This is a genomic window from Ktedonosporobacter rubrisoli, from assembly GCF_004208415.1.
Classification (GTDB): Bacteria; Chloroflexota; Ktedonobacteria; order Ktedonobacterales; family Ktedonobacteraceae; genus Ktedonosporobacter; species Ktedonosporobacter rubrisoli.
The window spans coordinates 9,099,661-9,120,289 of sequence record NZ_CP035758.1; the positions used below are offsets into that span (position 1 = coordinate 9,099,661).

The 20,629-nt window shown below is 49.3% G+C and carries 17 protein-coding genes; 10 read left to right on the forward strand and 7 right to left on the reverse strand.

Annotation, left to right across the window (positions count from 1 at the left end; translation table 11 throughout):
• Positions 1 to 9: 9 nt before the first annotated feature.
• The 6 genes from EPA93_RS39350 to EPA93_RS39375 all read right to left on the reverse strand — a co-directional run bounded on the left by EPA93_RS39350 (position 10) and on the right by EPA93_RS39375 (position 6,760).
• The gene (locus tag EPA93_RS39350) at positions 10 to 1,311 is read right to left on the reverse strand and encodes a TolB-like translocation protein (RefSeq protein ID WP_129892767.1); all 1,302 of its coding nucleotides are present in this window, start codon (positions 1,309 to 1,311) and stop codon (positions 10 to 12) included.
• 344 nt (positions 1,312 to 1,655) lie between these two features.
• Positions 1,656 to 3,431 (reverse strand): D-alanyl-D-alanine carboxypeptidase family protein, encoded by a 1,776-nt coding sequence (locus EPA93_RS39355; protein ID WP_129892768.1) that lies wholly within the window; start codon positions 3,429 to 3,431, stop codon positions 1,656 to 1,658.
• Positions 3,432 to 3,956: 525 nt separating this feature from the next.
• Positions 3,957 to 5,165 carry a sensor histidine kinase gene (locus tag EPA93_RS39360; RefSeq protein WP_129892769.1) on the reverse strand — a complete coding sequence of 403 codons (1,209 nt, stop codon included), beginning with the start codon at positions 5,163 to 5,165 and terminating at the stop codon, positions 3,957 to 3,959.
• Positions 5,166 to 5,178: 13 nt separating this feature from the next.
• Positions 5,179 to 5,853, reverse strand: a complete 675-nt coding sequence (locus tag EPA93_RS39365; RefSeq protein ID WP_129892770.1) for a response regulator — start codon at positions 5,851 to 5,853, stop codon at positions 5,179 to 5,181.
• A gap of 193 nt (positions 5,854 to 6,046) precedes the next feature.
• Positions 6,047 to 6,472, reverse strand: a complete 426-nt coding sequence (locus EPA93_RS39370) for a DUF6069 family protein (RefSeq protein WP_129892771.1) — start codon at positions 6,470 to 6,472, stop codon at positions 6,047 to 6,049.
• 75 nt (positions 6,473 to 6,547) lie between these two features.
• Positions 6,548 to 6,760: a hypothetical protein gene (locus EPA93_RS39375; protein WP_129892772.1), complete on the reverse strand. Its 213-nt coding sequence runs from the start codon at positions 6,758 to 6,760 to the stop codon at positions 6,548 to 6,550.
• Positions 6,761 to 7,026: 266 nt separating this feature from the next.
• Here EPA93_RS39375 and EPA93_RS39380 point away from each other — a divergent pair, with 266 nt between their 5' ends.
• The 3 genes from EPA93_RS39380 (at position 7,027) to EPA93_RS39390 (ending at position 11,976) form a co-directional block, all read left to right on the forward strand.
• Positions 7,027 to 8,412: a glutamine synthetase family protein gene (locus EPA93_RS39380; RefSeq protein ID WP_129892773.1), complete on the forward strand. Its 1,386-nt coding sequence runs from the start codon at positions 7,027 to 7,029 to the stop codon at positions 8,410 to 8,412.
• A gap of 409 nt (positions 8,413 to 8,821) precedes the next feature.
• Complete coding sequence (locus EPA93_RS39385; RefSeq protein WP_129892774.1) at positions 8,822 to 10,522, forward strand: phospholipase D-like domain-containing protein; 1,701 nt, start codon at positions 8,822 to 8,824, stop codon at positions 10,520 to 10,522.
• A gap of 443 nt (positions 10,523 to 10,965) precedes the next feature.
• Positions 10,966 to 11,976: a DUF929 family protein gene (locus EPA93_RS39390; protein WP_129892775.1), complete on the forward strand. Its 1,011-nt coding sequence runs from the start codon at positions 10,966 to 10,968 to the stop codon at positions 11,974 to 11,976.
• Positions 11,977 to 12,132: 156 nt separating this feature from the next.
• On the opposite strand, the gene EPA93_RS39395 is transcribed toward EPA93_RS39390, so the two are convergent.
• Complete coding sequence (locus EPA93_RS39395) at positions 12,133 to 12,807, reverse strand: HAD family hydrolase (RefSeq protein ID WP_129892776.1); 675 nt, start codon at positions 12,805 to 12,807, stop codon at positions 12,133 to 12,135.
• Positions 12,808 to 13,061: 254 nt separating this feature from the next.
• Here EPA93_RS39395 and EPA93_RS39400 point away from each other — a divergent pair, with 254 nt between their 5' ends.
• From EPA93_RS39400 to EPA93_RS39430, 7 genes are all read left to right on the forward strand, one after another.
• A complete protein-coding gene (locus tag EPA93_RS39400) occupies positions 13,062 to 13,817 on the forward strand; it encodes a DeoR/GlpR family DNA-binding transcription regulator (RefSeq protein WP_129892777.1) in 756 nt (251 codons plus the stop codon).
• Positions 13,818 to 14,576: 759 nt separating this feature from the next.
• Positions 14,577 to 15,746, forward strand: coding sequence for a branched-chain amino acid ABC transporter substrate-binding protein (locus tag EPA93_RS39405; RefSeq protein ID WP_129892778.1), 1,170 nt, complete (start codon positions 14,577 to 14,579; stop codon positions 15,744 to 15,746).
• Positions 15,747 to 15,783: 37 nt separating this feature from the next.
• The gene (locus EPA93_RS39410; protein WP_129892779.1) at positions 15,784 to 16,695 is read left to right on the forward strand and encodes a branched-chain amino acid ABC transporter permease; all 912 of its coding nucleotides are present in this window, start codon (positions 15,784 to 15,786) and stop codon (positions 16,693 to 16,695) included.
• A gap of 5 nt (positions 16,696 to 16,700) precedes the next feature.
• On the forward strand, positions 16,701 to 18,818 hold the full coding sequence (locus tag EPA93_RS39415; RefSeq protein WP_129892780.1) for a branched-chain amino acid ABC transporter ATP-binding protein/permease: 2,118 nt from the start codon (positions 16,701 to 16,703) through the stop codon (positions 18,816 to 18,818).
• Positions 18,812 to 19,519, forward strand: coding sequence for an ABC transporter ATP-binding protein (locus tag EPA93_RS39420; RefSeq protein WP_129892781.1), 708 nt, complete (start codon positions 18,812 to 18,814; stop codon positions 19,517 to 19,519). Before EPA93_RS39415 ends, EPA93_RS39420 begins: the two co-directional genes overlap by 7 nt.
• A 22-nt stretch (positions 19,520 to 19,541) precedes the next feature.
• Positions 19,542 to 20,369 carry a carbon-nitrogen hydrolase family protein gene (locus EPA93_RS39425; RefSeq protein WP_129892782.1) on the forward strand — a complete coding sequence of 276 codons (828 nt, stop codon included), beginning with the start codon at positions 19,542 to 19,544 and terminating at the stop codon, positions 20,367 to 20,369.
• Positions 20,354 to 20,620: a hypothetical protein gene (locus EPA93_RS39430; RefSeq protein ID WP_129892783.1), complete on the forward strand. Its 267-nt coding sequence runs from the start codon at positions 20,354 to 20,356 to the stop codon at positions 20,618 to 20,620. Before EPA93_RS39425 ends, EPA93_RS39430 begins: the two co-directional genes overlap by 16 nt.
• Positions 20,621 to 20,629 lie beyond the last annotated feature (9 nt).

Here is a 20,629-nt window from a genome sequence, read left to right on the forward strand (position 1 = left end):
GATATGTTCTCATAACGCTGTCCAGCCAACGATCTGTGCATCTTCGCCTGCATTGGTGACCAGCGCTAATGAGGATGGGCCACCATTTAGCGAGCCGTAGAATATTTTGAATCTACGTTGTTTTCCTATATCCTCATAATTAACTGCTGCATACAATTGCTGGTCTCGTGAGATGCTCGACCAGGCAGACTGCTGCCCATTCAAACGTTTGGCCTGATTTGTGAGATGCTTGAGCCCTGTTCCATCCACATTAATACGCCATAAGCCGATCTGCTTGTTATTTCCTGTGGGATCGCTAATGATGAAGAGCAGGCTCTTATTAGAAATTGCGCGTACCTGGGTGACTGCGTATACGTGGCTGGCATAAATGAGCGTTAATTTGCCACCACTGGCAGGCTGTGTGCTGATGATTGCCGGGGCCTGGTATGTATCCGTGCTCAAATCGCCAGCACACTGGCTGAGAATGAGTGTTTTGCCATCGGGAGTAAGATTCATACTCCAGGCGGAGCCGCTGATGGTTGCAGCGCGCATTATGTTATCATGCAGGACGTCAAGCATGAACACATCATGAGGAGGAGTAGCTCCCGTGGCATCATATCCTGACATATATACAAGTGCATTGCCGTTCCAGGCGCGTAGTCGATATGCTATGTGGCTATCGGCCTTCACCAGCGTTTTAATCGTGCCTTTATGAAGATTGAGCAGTTGGATTGTTGGGGCAATCTTGCTATCTGTTGCGCTTTTCGCTGCAAAAACTGCGAGCTGCTGATCGGGTGACCAGAGCAAGTTAGTAAAAGTGGCGTTATTATAGGCGCAATAAAGCGTTTGGAGATTCTTGCCATCGATGCGAATCATCTGTATCGCTGGATGGTTGGCTAGTTGTGAAAGAAAGAGAATAGTTTTTCCATCCGTCGAAAGCTGGGCCTCCTGGATATGGGTATGCGCAAGGTTGGCGACCATGGTACTGGTACCGGTAGCAGTATCATAACGAATGAGCATACCGGCCCGGTCAGTGTTGTAAGCATAGACCAGGTTTTGGTGGAGGGCCGGCTGCTTTGTTGTACCCAATTGATTGCCTGTATGAGTCGATAGTGCAGTAGCCGGGCGGACCAGGTTGGCGGGAGGGCAAACCTGGGGGTTAACAACTGATGTTGCTCGCGTAGCCATTGCCTCGTGACTACTACTTGCCATGACTTCCTTTTGTGTGCTAAAGCTGTTGATGAGATATATCCCACCGGTGGCCAGGATTGCCAATCCTAGCGTCATGATAATAAATGGGAATAGTCTATATTTATAGAGAATGCCCTGCATGCTTTTCTCCTTTCGTCATAAGGTTATCTATTCTCACTATATACCTGGAGAAAACATAGCAAGCGTTCCTGAAGAGAGCTCGTATAGAGCTATCCTTTGGCTAGCTGAACCCCAGGTTTTTCCTCAAAATAGCTTGAGATGCAAACTCCTTCTGTTCTCAGCTCGGTTGCTACTGGATAGCAAAGAAAGCGTAAAGTTCTGTGCGGTGATTATTGGAGGGAAAACGAGAAGAGCCTGCCCTTTGTCTGGCGCACAAGAGGACGCCGACCTGGCTGAAAGCGGCAGGCATAGAACGATTTGAAGCGTAAGCTCCTCATGTAACTAAGAATATCGTGAGCTTTGTATTATCTTGCAGTACTGCAGCGTTGAACTGACAGATCACATTGAATAGTAGCATGTTCAAAGCGCTGGCTAAGCACATTTGCTGACATTTTGGGAAGATCTACGGGATAACCTAGCTTCTGCAAGCCGCCATTCTTATCAAAATAGCTAAGAATAGGGCCAGTGACGCTATAGCCTGTGAAGATAAAGTAGCGCCCTTTATCGGCAGTAGGAATGGTGTTCTCTTTTTTATCCTTTACAAAGTAATTCCAGTCGTTATCATAAGGAATAGGTGGGTTAGAAATGTCAGCATCGTGAGGGGAGACCCAGTTAAAGGTGCTAAAGCCCCAGTTCATCAGATTGCGCATGTCAGTCCACCAATCGCTAGTATGCATTGTAACGCCGATCAGGTGGTGACCATTGCGGGTACATGAGATAACCTGGATAAAATTAGCGGCACCATCCCAGCCGGGCTTGCCGCCATCGACCCCTGGATACCACCATAAAAACTGGTTGCCATTAATCAATCCATGTTCTGCGTGCTCTGCGCTCTTGGCAATATGATACTGCCTGGTGCCGCTAATTTTGTGAATGATTGGATTATTCATACTATAGCGACCGATTAAAGCAAGATCATGGGCGCTAGAATAGTGGCCGGTTGTCAGGAGTCCATGGGGATTCATATAATGGGTATCGTTCATTCCTAATTGGTGGGCTCGCTGATTCATCTCAGCGACGAAATTTGTCACGCTCTTTCCCACTCCATCGGCTATGGCAATGGCGGCGTCATTGCCGGATACGAGGAGAAGGCCGTAGAGTAGATCATTAAGCGTATAAGTCTCGCCTTTCTTGATCCCCATCAATGAGCTATCCGCCGATAGCTGGTTGAGGTCGTGAGCAATGGGATCAGTGATAGTAATTTTCTGCTCAAGCTTGCCCGTTTCTACAGCTATTAAGGCCGTCATCAGCTTAGTTGTGCTGAGCATAGGAAGGTGCATAAATGGGTTATGGGCATATAATGTGGCGCCTGTATCAGCGTCGAGCAGGTAGGCTGATCTGGCCAGCATGGGAGGGGCTGGATGGTCAGTATCCTGGGGAGTGATAACCAGCTCATGAACGTTGTTTGCGCGGGAAGTTCCCGGCTGCGAAGATGCACTATTGCCAGGATTTGAACTGGTTGAGAGAAGTTGTGAGCCATTATTACGCAGCGCGTTAGCGGCGATTGGCAGAATGATCAATGAGACCAGAACAAAGAGTATGACAGGGATAAACGCCCGGTGGCGGCTGATATCCTGTAACTGAGTTAGGATGGAGATTGATCGTCGACGCAATTTAGTCTTTGTACGCGGCTTGGGAGTCAACGGCTCGTGAAGCAGCGGACGCAGCCGTGGCGTGACCGCTATTTTGCCGGTTTCGGGGTCTTGAGCTGGGGGCTCATGGATATCATTCCGCAGTTTTCGGCTCCCCTGGCGGGAAGTGTAAACGCTTGGCAATCGCTCGGTAAAGGGGGCCATATCTTCTTGTGTTGCAGCATGAGATTTAGCACTTTTGCCAGACGGTCTTCTGGTCCTAGAGGCTATATTCGCAGGGGAGTCGGGTGGGGCAAGCTTTGCCCTGGGTGGGGCTGGCAGTTCATCAAGATGGCGCGAGGCCCGTTTAACCCTGGGAACCTCGGGATGCTCATCGCTATAGTAATTTATATGCTTTCGCCGCGAGGAAGCATGGGCGCGTGGTTGGTGAGGATGAGATGGATATATATCCTCGAAGCGCTCATCGCCACGCGGTGGCAGTTTTGGCATGTACCAGCCCTTCCTAAAGGAACTAACGCGAGGTGCGCAAGCTGTGCTGGATGATGGCCCTGCGCAATCTGCTTGCCAGTGCTCCAATTGTAACGATCTCCGGCACAAACGTTTGCACACAAAATTAACTGGCTGCAAGACATGTAGCCGACCGGATAACAGGTGTTTTTACAAGCCGATAATATGCATATATGATTACATCTATCTTACTTGCCTCTTACGCCATTGTCAACTAGAGCGAACCAGGCGCGAGACCCCTACATCCCTGCTATCGCTCCCCTGGCACCCGGTGGGGCTTTCCCTGCTGGCGGTTTTGTCATTGCGTCGCTCTCTTCTCACTGCGATCCTGGCGGTACCTTGCCACCTTAATGAATGAACTTGTTGAGAACAGTTTTTGGGTGGAGTGTGACGCCCGATCCCTGCCCTGGAAAAGCCCGTGGTTCACTTATGCAAGCGGCAATTCAACGTCAATGCTGGTTCCCTGTTCTTTGCAGGAGCGCAGCGTGAGATGGCCGCCTATGGCTTCTATACGTTCATGCATGCCTTGCAATCCATAGTGGCCTCTTGGGCTGATATATCCTGTGCTTCCATCCAGTTGGGATTTGCACAATGCTGGGGGAGGCCGATGCCATCATCGTGGATTTGCAGAAGCAGTTTTTCGTTTTGCTGGCTGATACGCACCTGTACCTGACTGGCATGAGCGTGTTTTTCGATGTTGGTAAAGGCCTCCTGGCTCACTTTCCAGAGAGTTTCTTCGATGGCCTCGGGAAGAAGGCCGATATCTGCCTGAAACGTGTAGGTCACTTGCAGATTGTTCCGCCGCGCAAACTCTCTGGCTGTGCGGCTGAGCGCGAGATTGATATGTCCATGTTCCAGAGTTGGAGAACGTAAGTCGGCGATGGAAGCCCGCAAGGCGGTCATCGTTTCGCGCGCAATCTGTTTGGTGGACTCCAGCTCGTGGTCACAACGTTCAGGATCACGTTTACGAAGCCGTTGGGCTGCTTCAAGCTTGACAGAGATAAGCACCAGAGCATGACCAATAGTATCGTGCATCTCGCGGGCCAAGCGGGTGCGTTCCCGTAAGATAGCAAGCTCCTGCTCCTGGACGACGGATTGTTCGAGTTGATGATGAGCTTCCTCTAGCTCGCCGTTGGCTTGAGCCAATTGCTGAAAAAGTTTGTTGCGTTCAAAGCGTTCTTCTATCAGATGTTGGAACAGCATAATAAAACCCGTAACGCTGAAGAGCGTCAAGCCTTGACTGGTGAGGCCAACGAGTGCACTGCCAGATAGCGGCAAGATCAGTAAGCCTTGAAAAGCAAACAGCGTGAGAGCTATGCATCCCACTGCCAGCAAGAGGCGAATGCTCCCAAATAGAGCAAAGCTGATGGCAAAAACTATATAGAAGTCCCAGACAAAGGAGCTATTGACGAGCGTAAGTAGCACTACGACCAGGTACAAACTGGCCCAAAGACCTACAGCGTAGCGCAATGGCGGAGGGCACTGCATCTTCAGGCTCATACGGAACTGAACACCGTAAATCAGAAAAGCCAGAATGGTAAGCACAATACTGGCTATGCCGCGCCAGTCATGCATAAAAGAGGGGTTGTTTAACAAGATAGCAGAGGTCGATGCAGCGAGATAGAGACCTGTAAGGATTGCAAACATTGTGAACACACGTCTGGAGAGGCGAAAGAAGCGCGCATTGTCTTTCTCTACATCGAAAAGTGCTGACATAGTTTTCCCTTCTTTAGAGTAGCTTGCGCTCACGTGCCAGGTAGACGGCCTGAGTGCGATTCTCCGTGTGGAGCTTGCTCAGGATGTTCGAGACATGGTTTTTGACGGTTCCCTCAGCGAGAACAAGTTTCTCAGCAATTCTGCGATTACTTGCCCCTTGCGCAAGTAGTTTGAGAATCTCGATCTCCCGCGGACTCAGCTCTTCTTGCTGTGGCGAGCGGGCTGTTCCGGCAGCGGAACGGCCTTTACGTCCAAATTCGATAAGGAGTTTGTTGGCGATCTTGGGTTGGATGGAAGGCTCACCAGCGTATACCTGGCGAATAGTTGCCATCAGTTCATCGGCAGGTACATCTTTGAGGAGATACCCCATGGCACCTGCCTTAATGGCATCAAACACATAATCTTCGTAATCGAAGGTGGTGAGGATAATCACACGTGCGGCAGAGTCGCTGGTTGTAAGCGCAGCAGTCGCCTGCACGCCACTCATACGTGGCATTTGAATATCCATGAGCACAATATCAGGACCGTTATCCACAGCGCGCAGTTGATTATACTGGCTCACAGCCTCTTCGCCGTCAACTGCCTCCCCTACAACTTGAAAACCTGGCTCAAGCTCAAGGATGGTACGTAGGCCCTGACGCATGAGGGTCTGGTCCTCACAGAGCAGGATACGGATTAAATCGGTCATGGATATGCCTCTCTTCGGAATTGGGTATCGTAGTGTGTTTCATTATGGCTGGTGGGAGCGATGCCTGTCAACGCTCCCTATATCGAGACTGGAGGTCTCTTCGAATTGGTACCTACACACCCTCTCGTTTGGCTCGGAGCTCTTTGGAGCCAATTTTTGTCACCTTGCCAGGTATGGCTGATAGCTGTACGCGTTATGCGCGCGTCAGCGTGGTCAACAAAGCGACAACGATGATGGCAGAAACAATATGCATTACTATCATTGTCAAGAAAATGGAGAGGGTCATGCCTGGGGTGGGCAGCAGACCGGATAGGGCCATGATAGGAGTGAGAAACGAGATGCATAGGGCAAAGAATGCAAGTATACGATAGAACCGGATCGGGCGTTGTGCGAAGCGGCTGACTAACACAAAAGCTAGCAACGCAAACAACAAGTAGACGATGATGCCGCCGATGATCGAGGGCGCTTGAAAGGCCTGAAATGTCGCGGAAATCCCGAAGACCGAGACTGCGATGGCGCGAATGATGAGATTGGCGATGATCGTGGTAACAATTGTCAGCGGTCCAACCCATATGAGCTTGCGCAAGGCCACATGTTCATGAGGTAGTGTAGAGGTCATAAATGTTCTCCTGCTTTCTGCCCAGAAAAATTGTCTCTCTGCGTGATACTGGCATTAATGGAAAGTGCCTTGTCTTCAAGACACGAGCATAGTATAGAGGAAGGAAGCAGGAAGGAGGGAGTAGAGAAAGACACATTCGCCGAATGCGTCAAAAGTAATGGTTATCAATAGGGAAAGATCTATCCAGGGTTTATCCTGCTGGATGTTTCCGTTCTGTGCTTTGCTGCCAGGCTTGATGCACTGCTCTTGACGGCAGCCAATCTTGCGTGCTACTCTGCTAACATTCATTAATCTCTTCTTATCTGGATACAAGCTGAGATCTTTGGAAAATCTCTGTTATACAGTTACGTTCGGCAAATAAGGCAAATTCTTGAGAGCTAGGTATCTCGGCTGCTCTCCCACGTTTGGACTTAGAAGATGTGTATTTAACCTTGATGCTAAAAAACTGCGGTTAGAGAATTTGCGTTTTTCGCCTGAAGGATGGCAATAGCTGATATAACTGTGGACAGTAAAGGCGCATTGTACATGTTAACTGAGAAAGGATGTAGCTATTCATGGATCTAGAGACGGTGAAGCAGCTCATTGCCGAAGGGAAAGTTGAGTATGTCAAGGTGGGGGCTCCTGATATCGAAGGCGTATATCGTGGCAAACGTGTAGCATCGCGCTTCTTTCTTAATTCTCTTGCCGATGGTTTTGCGCAATGTGATGTGCTCTTTGGTTGGGATATCGCCGAGAATGTGCTCCCTAACCTTAAAGTAAGCAACTGGGAACGTGGGTTCGCTGATATTGTGATGAAACCAGATCTCTCTACTTTTGCCTTAGTTCCCTGGGAGAACAAGGTTGCCTCCTGTGTCTGCGATCTTTGGACGGAGCATGGCGAAGCAGTGACAGTTTCGCCGCGCTATGTTCTGAAAACATTGGTTGAGCGTGCGCGAGCTATGGGTTATGAGCCCATGGCAGCTGCCGAGCTAGAATGCCGCTATTTTCGAGAGAATCAGGTTTCACTGCGCGAAAAAGAATTTGGCCCAAATCTCACTCCGCTGAATCCAGGTATGAATTGCTACTCCATTAGCCAGGCTAGCGCTGACGATCATCTGCTCGGTAGCGTTGCCAGCATGATGCGCGACTATGGTATTGAGATCGAGGGTTATAATCGCGAGCATGGCCCGGGTATGTATGAAATGAATATCCGTTATGCCGATGTCCTGGCGGCGGCTGATCAGACAATGCTTTTCAAGAATGGGACGAAAGAGATCTGTCATCAAAAGGACTTTACTGTCTCTTTTATGGCCAAATGGAATGACCAGGAAGATGGCAGCAGTGGGCACTCGCATATGAGCCTGTGGGATCGCAATAGGGAGCGTAATTTGTTCTGGGAAGAGAATGCAGAAGGGCATATGTCCGAGACGATGCGTCATTTCCTGGCCGGTGTGCTGGAGAAGCTCCCTGAGCTTATGGTCTTGTATGCTCCCGTTATCAATTCTTATAAACGTTATATTGAGGGAACCTGGGCTCCACTTAATACCACCTGGGGCATGGATAATCGTACTTGTGCGGTGCGGGTTATCAATAATGGTGCGCGGGCAATTCGCCTTGAGAATCGCGTGCCGGGTTCGGATGCTAATTTCTATCTCGTCTTTGCGGCTATGTTGGCCAGCGGGCTCTATGGTATTGAGCGCAAATTAGAGCTGCCTTCGCGCCTGGCCGGGAATGCTTATGATGAAGCCACAATACTTAAAGCAATTGAGGCGGGGCATATTCGACCGCTAGCCCGCAATCTCACTGCGGCAACCGATTTATTGGAGCGGAGCGAGGTTGCCAGGGAATATCTAGGATCAGATCTTGTAGAGCATTATGTGGCGACCCGCCGCTGGGAAGTCAAGGAGTTCGAAAAGGCGGTTACCAACTGGGAACGGCGCCGCTATCTGGAGCTGATCTAAGGTTCTACAAGCCTGGCGTGCACTTACTTGGGTGGAGATCCAGATGGCTCAGCTTCCCAGATTCCCGTTAGATAGAGCAAAGAGAAGGCCTGGCAATCCTTGCCAGGCCCCTGATAAAGCTACAAGTTATTCCAGGCATCATGCGTAGTACAACATGCAACCTCAAGACATGGCCAGTCACCCTTAGTGCGATGGCCTTCTTTTTACGCGGAAGTTAGATCTTCTGCCCCCATGTTCGTGAAAGAGCATGGAAAATCTCTTCTGGGCTCCGTTTTCCCTCCTCTTCTCTGCTGCCGGGCGGCGCAAAACCAGAACTGAAAAGTTCTGATATGCTTATCTCTACCTTCACGTTACAGCGAGAATGCGCTATTATGGATAAAGCAAATGAGAACCCGGAGGAAGGAATGCCATGCAAGCAGAGACGAATAACCCTCAAGAGCACTGGTGGGCGGAAGGAGATGCGCCTGTTCGCACGAAATCACGCGTCACCTATTTCATTGACGGACAGGCAACTATGCTTACGATGTGCCGCTATTTTGTAAAGGCTCGCAGATATATCTATCTGGCAAACTGGGGTATGACGCCTGGAATGGAACTTGTGCGGGGTACAGATCATCTGGGGAAACCAGGAGAACAAGAAAAGTTGGTTACAGCATTGCGCGCTGAAGGCTTGACGGAAGCGGATATCGCCTACTGGATGGGAGGACAACCTCTCTCCGTACAAAATGTGCTTGCTTACGCGGTCGGCAAGGGCGTAGAGGTGAAAGTGTTGCTCTGGAAATGTAGCAATCTCTTCTCTCACTACAACCCTACCGAAGCGCAGCGCCAGCTTGCCGAGAGAGGTATCACATGTATCCTCGATGATAGCTCGGAAGGGCTTCTCCATCATCCCATTGAATCCTTGCATCAAAAAATTTCCGTCGTTGATGGAAACTACGCGTTTGTAGGAGGCGTTGATCCGCTGATAGAAAAAGAGGGGGAATTTGATCGCTGGGATACGCCTGATCATCCTTTCGCCACTCCCCTGCGCCGTACCAGTCAGGAGACGACACCTCATCCCTGGCACGATGCTCATACCCTCATCGAGGGACCGGCCGCGGCCGATGTTGAGACAAACTTCCGTCAGCGTTGGAATGATGTGGTCGAACACCATAGGATGTCTAAAGAGCTCCTGATTCCAGCGCATCCCATTCCTCCTGAGGTTGATTCCCCTAGTATTGTGCAGGTGGTGCGTACTATTCCGCAACACACTTATCATTTCCCGCCCTCCATTATCCGCGGTATCGCTCAGGTCTATCAAAAGGCAACCCAAAATATCCGACGTTTCATCTACCTGGAAAATCAATATTTCTGGCTTCATGCCTTCTTTGGCATCGATCTCCCATTTGCTGGCACCGATAGTCTGGAAATGGAGCAAAACATCAACAATCTGGGGCAGGCTCTGCGCAATGGCGCGGCGGCAACGCTTATCTTACCCGACCATCCTAATGTAGGCCGTGCCTTTAGCGATGAGGGACTGGCCCGCCTGCGCGCTGAAGCGCCCGAGGCTGTTGATGAGGGAAGGTTGGAGGCCTTCTGTCTGGGAACCTCGATGCATGAGCAAGGTAGGGAGCTGTATCGTCCGATTTATGTTCATGCAAAAGTTGCAGTCATCGATGATGCCTGGTGCACCATTGGTTCGGGAAATTTGAATAATAGAGGCATGGCGGACGATACTGAATTAAATATTGCGGCCCTTGATAGCGAGCTTGCCCAGGCGTTGCGCATCTCCCTTCAGAGCGAACACCTGGGACTTGTGCAGGGCGATGATCTCCTTGCCCTATCCCGGCTGGTTGGAAAGCACTATCAATCACAAGACGAGCATATGTATGCAGAGCAATTATTAAGTTCTCTGAAAGGGAAACTTGCTGACCCCTTGGTGGCTATGCGCTTGATGCACGAGTGCGCCTGGGATAATCTTAAACGTTTCCAGGCGAATCAGCCTCTTCATGGCCATCTTCTTCCCTATCTGACGCAGGAAGAAGCCCAGTATCAGGGAGTGCCATTCCGCGAAGAACATGGCTGGCTTGAAAGCGAGCTCCCGCCAGTAAAGCAGGAAGAGAATCTCTAAATGGTGATAGCATTCTCCATAGATGCTTTCTTCTCTTGAGGGATGTCCTTCCATGTTTATGGATGCCTGAAGAGTGCGCACTGTGAGCCGGATTGTATATGTTGCATTATCCTGGAGTGGGGGGATGCAATTATAAATCTATTTGTCTTTTTGTTGATCAGTTTAGTCTTAAGTAGTATTTGAACAGATTATTTGTGCTCATTCTCTGAAGGCCGTGATATAATCTTTTTTAATATTGAATTCTGCTGTAGCGTATCTATCTCAGGCATAGGACTTCCTGGGCAAAAGCTGATAAAGTTAGCCAGACCGATGGTATGATAGATAAGATTATGGGAGTAACTATACATATGTAAGTTGCTATAATCTTAATAAGGATAGTGGACATCATCTTGGGCTGTCTATCCAGCAACAAGCAGTATCAAAGAAGTAAAGAGGGGCGATGTATGGCTAAGAAGAAACGCCGAAATACTGAATCTATGGCACCTCAAAGAAGCGACCAGGTGCGTGTACAGAGCCGGCGCAATGAACGCTCTGCAATAGAAAACAGTAAGTTAACACCTGGACAAGTAGCTCGTAGAAAAGCGCGTAAGCGCACGTCGAGCACAAAGCCCTGGCTTTGGGTTGGGGGTATTGTGGTCGCTATCGCCGTAATTATAGGAATATTTGTCTTGATCTCGAATCAGCAAAGTAATGCCGGCGTAATCGGACCAACGGACCCGGCAGTCCTCCAGCAAGTCACGGGCGTGAAGCAGAGCGCCCTGGCAGATGTTGGGACCGGCGGGGTGCAAAATCCTATGCAGCCTGTAGCGGGTAACCAGCCTATCTTAAATGGACCAAGTGGCAAACCCCAGCTCCTCTATTATGGAGCGGAATGGTGTCCTTATTGCGCAGCTGACCGCTGGTCCGTGGTTGTTGCGCTCAGCCGCTTTGGCACTTTCAAGCAGCTGCCCGAAACAACCTCTTCAGGAAGTGACGTCTATCCAAATACAGCAACCTTTAGTTTCCACCAGAGTCAGTATAGCAGCAACTATATTGATTTTGTGCCATTGGAGGTTCAGGACCGCGACGGTAAAACGGTGCTGACGCCTACCCCTGAACAGCAGCAACTGCTGAATCACTACAAGATAACAGGCTTTCCCTTTATGAACATTGCTGAGCGTTATACGGCGACTTCTCTTTATAGCCCGGATGTTTTATCTGGACTTTCGCAAAAGAAGATTGCTGACCAGCTCTCTGATCCAACCTCGAAGGTGTCCCAAAATATTCTAGGGGCTGCAAATTATCTCACAGCTGCTATCTGTGCGGCCACCCAGAACCAGCCAGCAAATGTCTGCACAGTAGCACCTATCCCCTCGGTCTCACAGACACTTATGACAAGCCCTGCAAGCCCTCAATCAAGCATCGGAAATAGCTCGTTTGCTATGATAGCGCCACGGCGCGAAGGGCTAAGTTAAGCTATTCAGTGGTTTGTAGATCTGGCCTATCTATCTTGTTGGTGGGAATTCTTGCTGAATAAGCTTGTCAGATCAGATCAGTAATAAAGTTCAGGTGGACCAGAGAGAGAATGTCCACCTGAACTGGAAGAAGGAACAAGAAAAAATATATGCTGTCTAATACTTGCTGCTGCCGCAGTGCTCAGTAAGCGTAATCATGATGGTTGATGCGCTACTTTTGCTAATATTCAGCGCTTCTAGAGAGGGTATGCAAGCCTCTGCCACTTGTAAGGCCTCAGGCGCATGTGTCGTTGAAACCGCTATTGCTTGCATATGCGCTGCATGAGCGGCCTGGATGCCGGCGGGGGCGTCTTCGATAACCAGGCATTTATGCGCGGGTATGCCTAGAAGATTTGCAGCTTTCAGATATCCTTCGGGATCGGGCTTGCCATGAGTTACATCGTGAGCCGTGACCAATATTGCAGGTAGAGGCAATCCCGTAGCTCGTAGACGATTTGTGGCGATGTTTGGCGTGCCAGATGTTACCACCGCCCAGCGTTGCGGGTCGAGCGTGTTAAGCAGCCGAGCTACTCCCGGCAAGGCGACAAGACCTTCGGTGTCTTTCTCTTCAGCATCTTCTAGTAGGCGCGCTTCACTTTCGGCAGATAGAAAAGGGGCAATCATTTGGATTGTATCAATGCTGCGTCTGCCATGAGAGATGGCCAAAATTTCTTGTAGATTCAAGCCGTGGCGCTTTGCCCATAGATTCCAGTGATGTTCGATCAGTGCTGTTGAATCGACAAGTACTCCATCAAGGTCAAATAAGATAGCATCGCAGTGAAATTGTGTCATTTTAAAGAGTATCTCCTTCTACCTGCTTGCTTCCTGCGGAACGCAGGACCTCAGCGCTAGCCGATTGGAGCTAGTGAGAGTTGCTGAAGCGAGTTCTGCTAGTAAGAGAACTCGCTCGACTTTGCTAAGCTATGCACATTTAAGATGATACTGGTAATTTCGTGCAAAGTCAAGGCTATTCGTGTATAATCGTGTTAAATATCAATGAATCTGCGTAGATTCGTGTAAGAATAAAGATGATCTGAGGTGCAGATATGTTTACGGCTGAGCGACGTCAATATATTCTGAGAATCCTGCAGGAAGAGGGGAAAGTAGTTGCTAAGAAGGTCAGCGAGGAGCTAGGAACTTCGGAAGATACCATCCGACGTGATCTGCGGGAGCTTGCCGCTGAAGGTTTGTTGCAACGTGTGCATGGTGGTGCGCTTCCCTATCCGCCGATAATCCCCAATTTCGCTGCCCGTCAGCAGCAAGCGGTAGCCGCTAAATCGGCTATGGCTCGTGCTGCTGTTCAGTTGATCCGCAATGGGCAAGTCATTCTAATTGATGGTGGAACAACTAACTTGCAGGTAGCACAGCATATTCCAACAGAGCTACATGCGACTGTGATTACTAATAGTCCTCCCGTTGCGGTTGCGCTAGCCGATCATCCACATGTAGAAGTTGTGCTACTTGGAGGGAGAATCAATAAATCAGCTATTGTTGCCCTGGGTGCTGCTACTATCGAAGCCTTGCATATGGTGCGGGCTGATCTCTATTTGCCGGGCATATGTGGTGTGCATCCTGAAATTGGCATTAGTGGAGAAAATCTTGAGGAGGCGCATGTTCAGCGCACAATGATGGCTCGTGCTGCTGAGGTTATTGCCCTGGTGGCACCTGAAAAGTTGAATACCGCCGGCCCTTACATCATTGGCCCTATGAGCGACTTGACTGAGATTATTACTGAGCAGACGGTCCCAGATGAACTGCTGGAGCCTTATCGTGCACTTGGGATTAGTGTCACATGTGTATAGGGCGCAGGTATAATTAGCATGTCTGTCCCGGAATATCAAAATTTACTAACGGAAAAGAGATACAAGACCAATGGGCTCGCAAGCCGGGTATAGCTGTGTCGGTATGCGAGCCCACAAAGTTTCTATTATCTGGAAATTGTTTCTTGTCTCTTGAGTGTTGTTGTCGGGCCTATTTTTGTGGCTGCCAGTCGGGATTGTAGGCCTGGATGCTCTTCAAAGTCTTCTGTACTTATCTCGTTCTCCCCGTCAGGAATCCCCAACATATATGCGAGTGGTGAGCATATGGCGCAAAGAATAAGGTTAAGCACTAATGCCAAAATCCCGCTATAGAGAGGCAAATGCCATCCTGCATACAGCTAATCCCTACTCAGTGAGGCGATTGAGATCACTACGATGCCAGTAAGTTGCCATAAAGTGAAGAAGAACTATCTTAAATATTTATTAGATAGTATTATTTTTCTTAAATATAAGAGCTAGTATTTTGCTTAGATATTGCCGGTAACTGAGAAAAGAGATAAGAAATCTATAGCTAATCATGGCTATTATAATTGTATTGTAGTATATTGAGGTTAAGATAGGTAAAGCTGCTTATAATCTAGATGCTTATGAAGCTCTTGGTAGTAAGAAATTGGTATGAAGTTAGCAGATGGAGAAGAGATATAAAAAGCAGTTTTTCTAATGCAATATGGCTATAATCTTCGGCCCGTGATGGCCGGATATCAGAATGAATAGTATTTTTGCCAGGAAAAGGAGATATGTATGCAGTATCGCCGATCTAGAGCTTTCTTTACTTTGTTCTTGGCCCTCTCTTGTCTATTAGTTGCGTGTAGTGGTCCAGGAGCTAAAGGCGTAACGACAATAAATGTTGCTCTTATTTTCCCTCTTACCGGCCCTAACGCCGCGCTAGGCCTTGGTTTGCGTAATGCCGCTCAACTGGCGATTAACCAGGCAAATGCTGCTCATAGCATTCCAGGAGTGTTTATTCAGACAGTACAGATGGATGATGAGTCTAAGCCCGAGAGTGGAATAGAAGCGGCTACGAAAGCTGGCTCAGATCAAAGTATTCTGGCTGCTATTGCCCACTACAACAGTCCGGTAATGCTGGCAACTATTCCCAAATATCATCAACTCAATCTTCCGGTGATTAATCCTGGTTCTGTAAACAATCACATCACCAAAAGTGGTTTTCGGGAGATTGTTCGCCTTCCAACCGATGATACCTTTCAGAGCGAGAGTGCGGCAGCCTTTGCGGTTAATGTTCTGAAAGTAAAAAATGTTGCTCTCATTGATGATAAAACAAATTTCGGTCAGTCGTTGCGTGAACAGTTCGGCACTGACGTTGCGAAGCAAGGAGTGAAGATTCTCAGCATCGATAGCATTGCTGTAGGAGATAGGGATTTCAGAGCACTGCTTACTAAGATTAAAGCTAGCAAGCCCGATCTGATCTATTTTGGTGGATTGACCACAGAAGGTGGCCTGCTCCGCTTACAAATGAAAGAGCTGGGGATGGATGCTTATTTCCTGGGGAGCACTGGTATGTGGTCCGACACCTTTATTAAGGTCGCCACTTCTCAGGCTGCTGAAGGGACATTTGCCTCGGGCTTAACACAACCGCTGGAGCTCTACCCTGGAGGTAAAGCCTTTATGGACGCTTATGCGAATGCCGGTTTTAAGGAGCCTTATGAGACCTTCGGCATTTATGGTTATGTGGCAGGACAGCTAGTTGTAGAGGCGATTAAAAGAGGTGGCACAACCAGGGCCAAATTCATTAATGCTTTACGCTCGATTAAGGATTTTTCCAGCGTTCTTGGAAAAGTGCGTATCGGTGCTAATGGGCAGTTGCAGCCTGAACAAAATTGGATCTATGAAGTCAAAGATGGAAAGTGGGTACTCTACGAGAAACAACCTGCTATGCCTTCAACTGATTAGCCCAGGCATAGTGAGAGTTTTTAAGGAGTGAGCCGATATGCTGCAGCAATTGGTAAATGGTATTACGCAAGGAAGTTTATATGCCTTGATCGCGCTGGGCTTCACCCTTTTCTTCGGGGTTCTGCAGATTATTAAATTTGCTCAAGGCGATGTCTATATGGTAGGCGCATTTGCCTCCCTGATTGTTTTAAATGCGCTCAATGCAAGCGGGTGGGGCAATCTGCCCTACCCATTCACGCTCTTGATTGCTTTACTCGCGGCTATTATAACCTGTGGAACGCTTGGTATCCTTCTTGAGCGCCTGGTCTTGCGCCGCTTGCGCAAGGCCCCGCATCTTACCAGCCTGGTGGCGATGCTGGGTTGTGCGATTATCTTACGTGAAGCCGTTTTTCTACTCTATCCAAATGGAGCTAATCCCCAATCTTTTCCTGCGATACTACCGGCCACTTCGTTTATGATCGGTGGCGTTATCGTTCAGAATACCCAGATCTTTATTGTATTACTCGCACTGATACTCATGCTAGCTCTGCACTTGCTAGTAACTCATACGCGCTTTGGACGCGGTATGCGCGCCATTGCCCAGAATGCGGAAATGGCGGAGGCAATGGGGGTAAATATCAATGTGGTTATTGCTGTAACTTTCTTTATTGGCTCAGCTCTGGGCGGCATAGCTGGCCTGATGAGTGGTATGTACTACAGCTCTATTCAGTTTGACATGGGCTTCATAGCTGGGATTAAAGGCTTTACTGCAGCCGTGTTAGGCGGACTTGGCAACATCTATGGAGCTCTGGTGGGAGCATACCTGCTGGCTTTTCTAGAGGTGTTCGGTACTATCGCTATTCCAAATGGCTCGCAGTATAGAGATGTTTTTGCCTTTGGCTTGCTTGTCGTCTTTCTCGTCGTCCGCCCCGAAGGTATTTTTGGACGGCCTATTGCAGAGAAGGTATAACTGGGATGCCCATATTCAATGCTGATAAAGCGGAGACACGTATGCAGGTCAGATTTACTGCTCCCAGGTGGCTGCTTGGAAGTGCTACCGTACTTCTTTTTGAAGCTACATTGTTCATCCTTGTACTTCTGTTTCTGGATCTAACGGACCCCCTATTTCTGGCTCCTGGCGTTTTGATCCTGATAGGGCTCATTTATTGGTTCAGTCGCTTCCAGAAGATTCGAAGCGGGATAGTGCATAGCTTTAGGACGTATAAAGGTATCGCCTGGTCGGGTCTTGTCCTGGCCCTGCTCGCTTTTCCGCTCTTTTTTCTCGACAATGCCTACTGGATTCTTATCGCTGTCTATGCTGGCCTCTATATCATCATGGCCCTGGGCTTAAATATTGTTGTTGGCATGGCCGGGCTGTTGGATCTAGGCTTTATTGCGTTCTATGCGATTGGGGCCTACACGTCTGCTTTGCTCAGCACGCATCAAGGGTGGCCTTTCTGGCTTTGTATGCTGATTGGGGCAATAGTGGCTTGCCTGTTTGGGGTGGTATTGGGCGCTCCTACGCTGCGTTTGCGTGGGGATTATCTAGCCCTGGTAACCATCGGGTTTGGCGAGATGGTGCGCTTACTGGTGAATAATCTGGATGCGCTGACCGGTGGGCCCTCTGGGATCAGTGGTATACCGGCGCCAAGTCTTGGCGGGTATTTATTTAGCCAGGATCTACAGCTAGGAGGCTTTACGCTCCCAGCGCAGATAAACTTTTATTATCTGGTCCTGGCTCTGTGTGGGCTTGTAATCTTTCTTGTGCGCCGGCTTATGTATTCTAGATTAGGGCGAGCCTGGACCGCTATTCGTGAGGATGAGTTGGCGGCGCGCTGTTTTGGCGTTCCGACTACTGCTGTCAAGCTGCTGGCCTTTGCCTTGGGAGCCTTCCTGGGTGGTCTGTCAGGGACAATCTTTGCGAGCGTGAATTCATATATTAGCCCTGATAGCTTTGTTTTCTTTCAGTCAGTGATTGTGCTATGTATGGTAATTTTTGGGGGGATGGGGAATCTCTGGGGCGTAGTGCTTGGCGCTATCATTCTGGTAGTGCTCCCTGAGAAGCTACGATCGTATGAGCAGTTGCGCTTGATAGTTTTTGGCTTTGCCCTGGTTTTCATGATGTTATATCGTCCCCAGGGTCTCTTTCCCAGCCGTCTGCGTAAGCGAGCTTTGTCAACCCGAAAATTTGCTGTTCCTCAAGCGCAGGCGAGCAGCGGGATAGTTTCTCGGCGAGAGCAAGCAAATGTGAAACCCAATTCAAGGCCTCTTCTAGAGATTACGCAGGTGAGCAAACGCTTTGGCGGAGTTGTAGCACTTGAGCAGGTAAGCTTGCAGATCTGGCCCGGTGAGATTCTTGGTGTGATTGGTCCAAACGGTTCTGGCAAGACCACTCTGTTTAATCTTATTAGCGGTCTCTATGGGCCGGACGAGGGTAAGATTTGCCTCTATAAACCGGATGGATCGTCAGTGCTCATTTCTGGTCATTCTCCAGATCAGATTGCGCGCCTGGGAATTGCGCGCACCTTTCAGAATGTGCGCCTTTTTAACCGGATGTCAGTTCTGGAAAATGTGCTGGTAGGCATGCATGGACAACTCCGTAGCCGCTTTGGCGGAATTATTCTGCAGAGTAAGCTAACACGTCAGGAAGAGATGCGAGCTGAGGCTGAGGCGATGGAACTGCTGGCTCTGTTTCATGATCGCCTGCTTCCAGCTATGAACAGATCGGCCTCAACCCTCTCTTATGCTAATTTGCGTCGTCTAGAGATTGCGCGAGCCTTAGCTGCTCACCCCTCGCTTCTTTTGTTGGATGAGCCGGCTGCTGGCATGGACCCTGTAGAGACTGAAGAACTGATGGCCGACGTCCGGCATTTGCGGGCAAAAGGAGTTACGATCATGATCGTTGAGCATGACCTTTCATTAATGGCTGATCTGCCTGACAGAATACTGGTCCTGGACTCTGGTCGCAGAATTGCCGAGGGACATTTTTCACAGATCCAGAACGACCCAACTGTGATAGAGGCCTATCTGGGTCATGACTATGCCACAAGCTTGCCGCCAGAGGGTGAAAGGGGCATTGAGGAAATATGTTAAAGGTGGATCAGCTCAAGGTTGCTTATGGCCAGGTCCGGGTTTTGGAAAATGTCTCTTTAGAGGTTGAGGAAGGTGAAATTGTTTGCTTGCTGGGAAGCAATGCTGCGGGAAAGACGACGCTATTGCGTACTATCATGGGCCTGTTAAGGCCACAGTCCGGACAGCTCTTCTATCAGCAGCTGCCGCTGAACGTTTCGCCCTTTGCACGTGTGAAGCGTGGAATTGCCCTTGTACCGGAAGGGCGCGGTGTATTTACCGAAATGAGTGTCCATGAGAATTTACTGATGGGAGCCTACGTTCGCTCTCAAAGAGCCATAAGTTCCGATTTAGAGCATGTCTATACTCTCTTTCCACGCCTGGCTGAGCGGCAAAGGCAGCCTGCAGCAACTCTGAGCGGTGGTGAGCAGCAAATGCTGGCAATCGGACGCGCACTGATGGCGCGGCCGCGTTTGCTCCTCCTCGACGAGCCAAGCCTTGGCCTTGCTCCGGCCATCGTAGAGAAGATTTTTGAGATAATCAAACATATTCATCGGGAAGGCACAACAATTCTGCTGGTGGAGCAAAACGTAGGACTGGCTCTAAGCGTAGGGCAGCGCGGTTATGTTTTGCGTAAGGGGCAAATCGTGCTGTCTGGTTCAACAGAAGCACTATTGCAGGATGATAGCATACGTCTGGCTTATTTAGGGCGTAGAAAAACTTGAGCACTAGAAAAGAGGCATAGACATGCCAGGAGATACCTATCCAAAGTTTTTGGCAGCAGCTGTACAGGCAGCTTCAGTCTGGTTGGACCGGGATGCAACTATTGATAAAGTAGAGGCGCTTACTAGCGAGGCTTCCGACAAGGGAGCAAGCCTGGTAGTTTTTTCTGAGTCATATATACCCGCGTTCCCTATCTGGAATCTGACTCATCGGCCACTCGATCAGCCTGCGTTCTTTCGTCGTCTCTTTGATAATGCTGTGCTTATATCTGGTAAGCAGTTCCGTAAGCTGGGAGAGATCGCCAGTCAATGTGGTGTCTATCTCTCTGTGGGCGTAACAGAAAAGACAGAGAAGAGCATGGGAACTCTCTGGAACACGAATCTCCTCTTTAGTCCCGAGGGCCGCCTGTTGAACTGGCGGCGAAAGTTAGTAGCTACCTGGGCCGAAAAATTAACCTGGGCGGCTGGTGATGCAGCAGGGCTCAAAACTGTCTTGACTCCCCTGGGACACCTGGGGGTGCTCATTTGTGGCGAGAATACCAATACGCTTGCGCGTTTTGCTTTGCTTGCCCAAGGTGAACAAGTGCATATTGCAACTTATCCATCGCTCTGGCCTTTTTCGCGGCCGCAGCATAGCCAGCCCTATGATCTAGGCAAGGCAATTATGTTGCGCTCTGCTGCTCACTCTTTTGAGGGGAAACTTTTTACGATTGTCTCCTCAGGAGTACTGGATGAAGTGGGCAAAGAGGATCTATGCCGCGATAATGAGGAAATTCGCTCTGTGCTGGAGGCTTGCGCTCCCGCAGTCTCTATGATTATGGGACCACGGGGGAGCCAGTGGCTGAGCCATTGATTGGCAAGGAGGGGATTGTCTATGCCGAAGTTGACCTCAGTCAAAATATTGAGCATCGTTTGGCTCACGATATCACAGGCGGCTATCAACGTTTCGAACTCTTCCATTTAAGCGTCAATCAGACACCATATACCTATGCAGGAGTATCATTTGAAAATCACGCTAAAAAAGATCTGCTCTCTTTCCTGGTGGAACAGGGAGATGAGTATATGGCTGTAGATGGGCTGGATCAAGACTCTATGTGCCCATAGAACTGTAGA

Coding starts and splice junctions, on each gene's coding strand:
- EPA93_RS39350 (WP_129892767.1), bottom strand. CDS start 1,311: ATGCAGGGCATTCTCTATAAATATAGACTATTCCCATTTATTATCATG.
- EPA93_RS39355 (WP_129892768.1), bottom strand. CDS start 3,431: ATGCCAAAACTGCCACCGCGTGGCGATGAGCGCTTCGAGGATATATAT.
- EPA93_RS39360 (WP_129892769.1), bottom strand. CDS start 5,165: ATGTCAGCACTTTTCGATGTAGAGAAAGACAATGCGCGCTTCTTTCGC.
- EPA93_RS39365 (WP_129892770.1), bottom strand. CDS start 5,853: ATGACCGATTTAATCCGTATCCTGCTCTGTGAGGACCAGACCCTCATG.
- EPA93_RS39370 (WP_129892771.1), bottom strand. CDS start 6,472: ATGACCTCTACACTACCTCATGAACATGTGGCCTTGCGCAAGCTCATA.
- EPA93_RS39375 (WP_129892772.1), bottom strand. CDS start 6,760: ATGAATGTTAGCAGAGTAGCACGCAAGATTGGCTGCCGTCAAGAGCAG.
- EPA93_RS39380 (WP_129892773.1), top strand. CDS start 7,027: ATGGATCTAGAGACGGTGAAGCAGCTCATTGCCGAAGGGAAAGTTGAG.
- EPA93_RS39385 (WP_129892774.1), top strand. CDS start 8,822: ATGCAAGCAGAGACGAATAACCCTCAAGAGCACTGGTGGGCGGAAGGA.
- EPA93_RS39390 (WP_129892775.1), top strand. CDS start 10,966: ATGGCTAAGAAGAAACGCCGAAATACTGAATCTATGGCACCTCAAAGA.
- EPA93_RS39395 (WP_129892776.1), bottom strand. CDS start 12,807: ATGACACAATTTCACTGCGATGCTATCTTATTTGACCTTGATGGAGTA.
- EPA93_RS39400 (WP_129892777.1), top strand. CDS start 13,062: ATGTTTACGGCTGAGCGACGTCAATATATTCTGAGAATCCTGCAGGAA.
- EPA93_RS39405 (WP_129892778.1), top strand. CDS start 14,577: ATGCAGTATCGCCGATCTAGAGCTTTCTTTACTTTGTTCTTGGCCCTC.
- EPA93_RS39410 (WP_129892779.1), top strand. CDS start 15,784: ATGCTGCAGCAATTGGTAAATGGTATTACGCAAGGAAGTTTATATGCC.
- EPA93_RS39415 (WP_129892780.1), top strand. CDS start 16,701: ATGCCCATATTCAATGCTGATAAAGCGGAGACACGTATGCAGGTCAGA.
- EPA93_RS39420 (WP_129892781.1), top strand. CDS start 18,812: ATGTTAAAGGTGGATCAGCTCAAGGTTGCTTATGGCCAGGTCCGGGTT.
- EPA93_RS39425 (WP_129892782.1), top strand. CDS start 19,542: ATGCCAGGAGATACCTATCCAAAGTTTTTGGCAGCAGCTGTACAGGCA.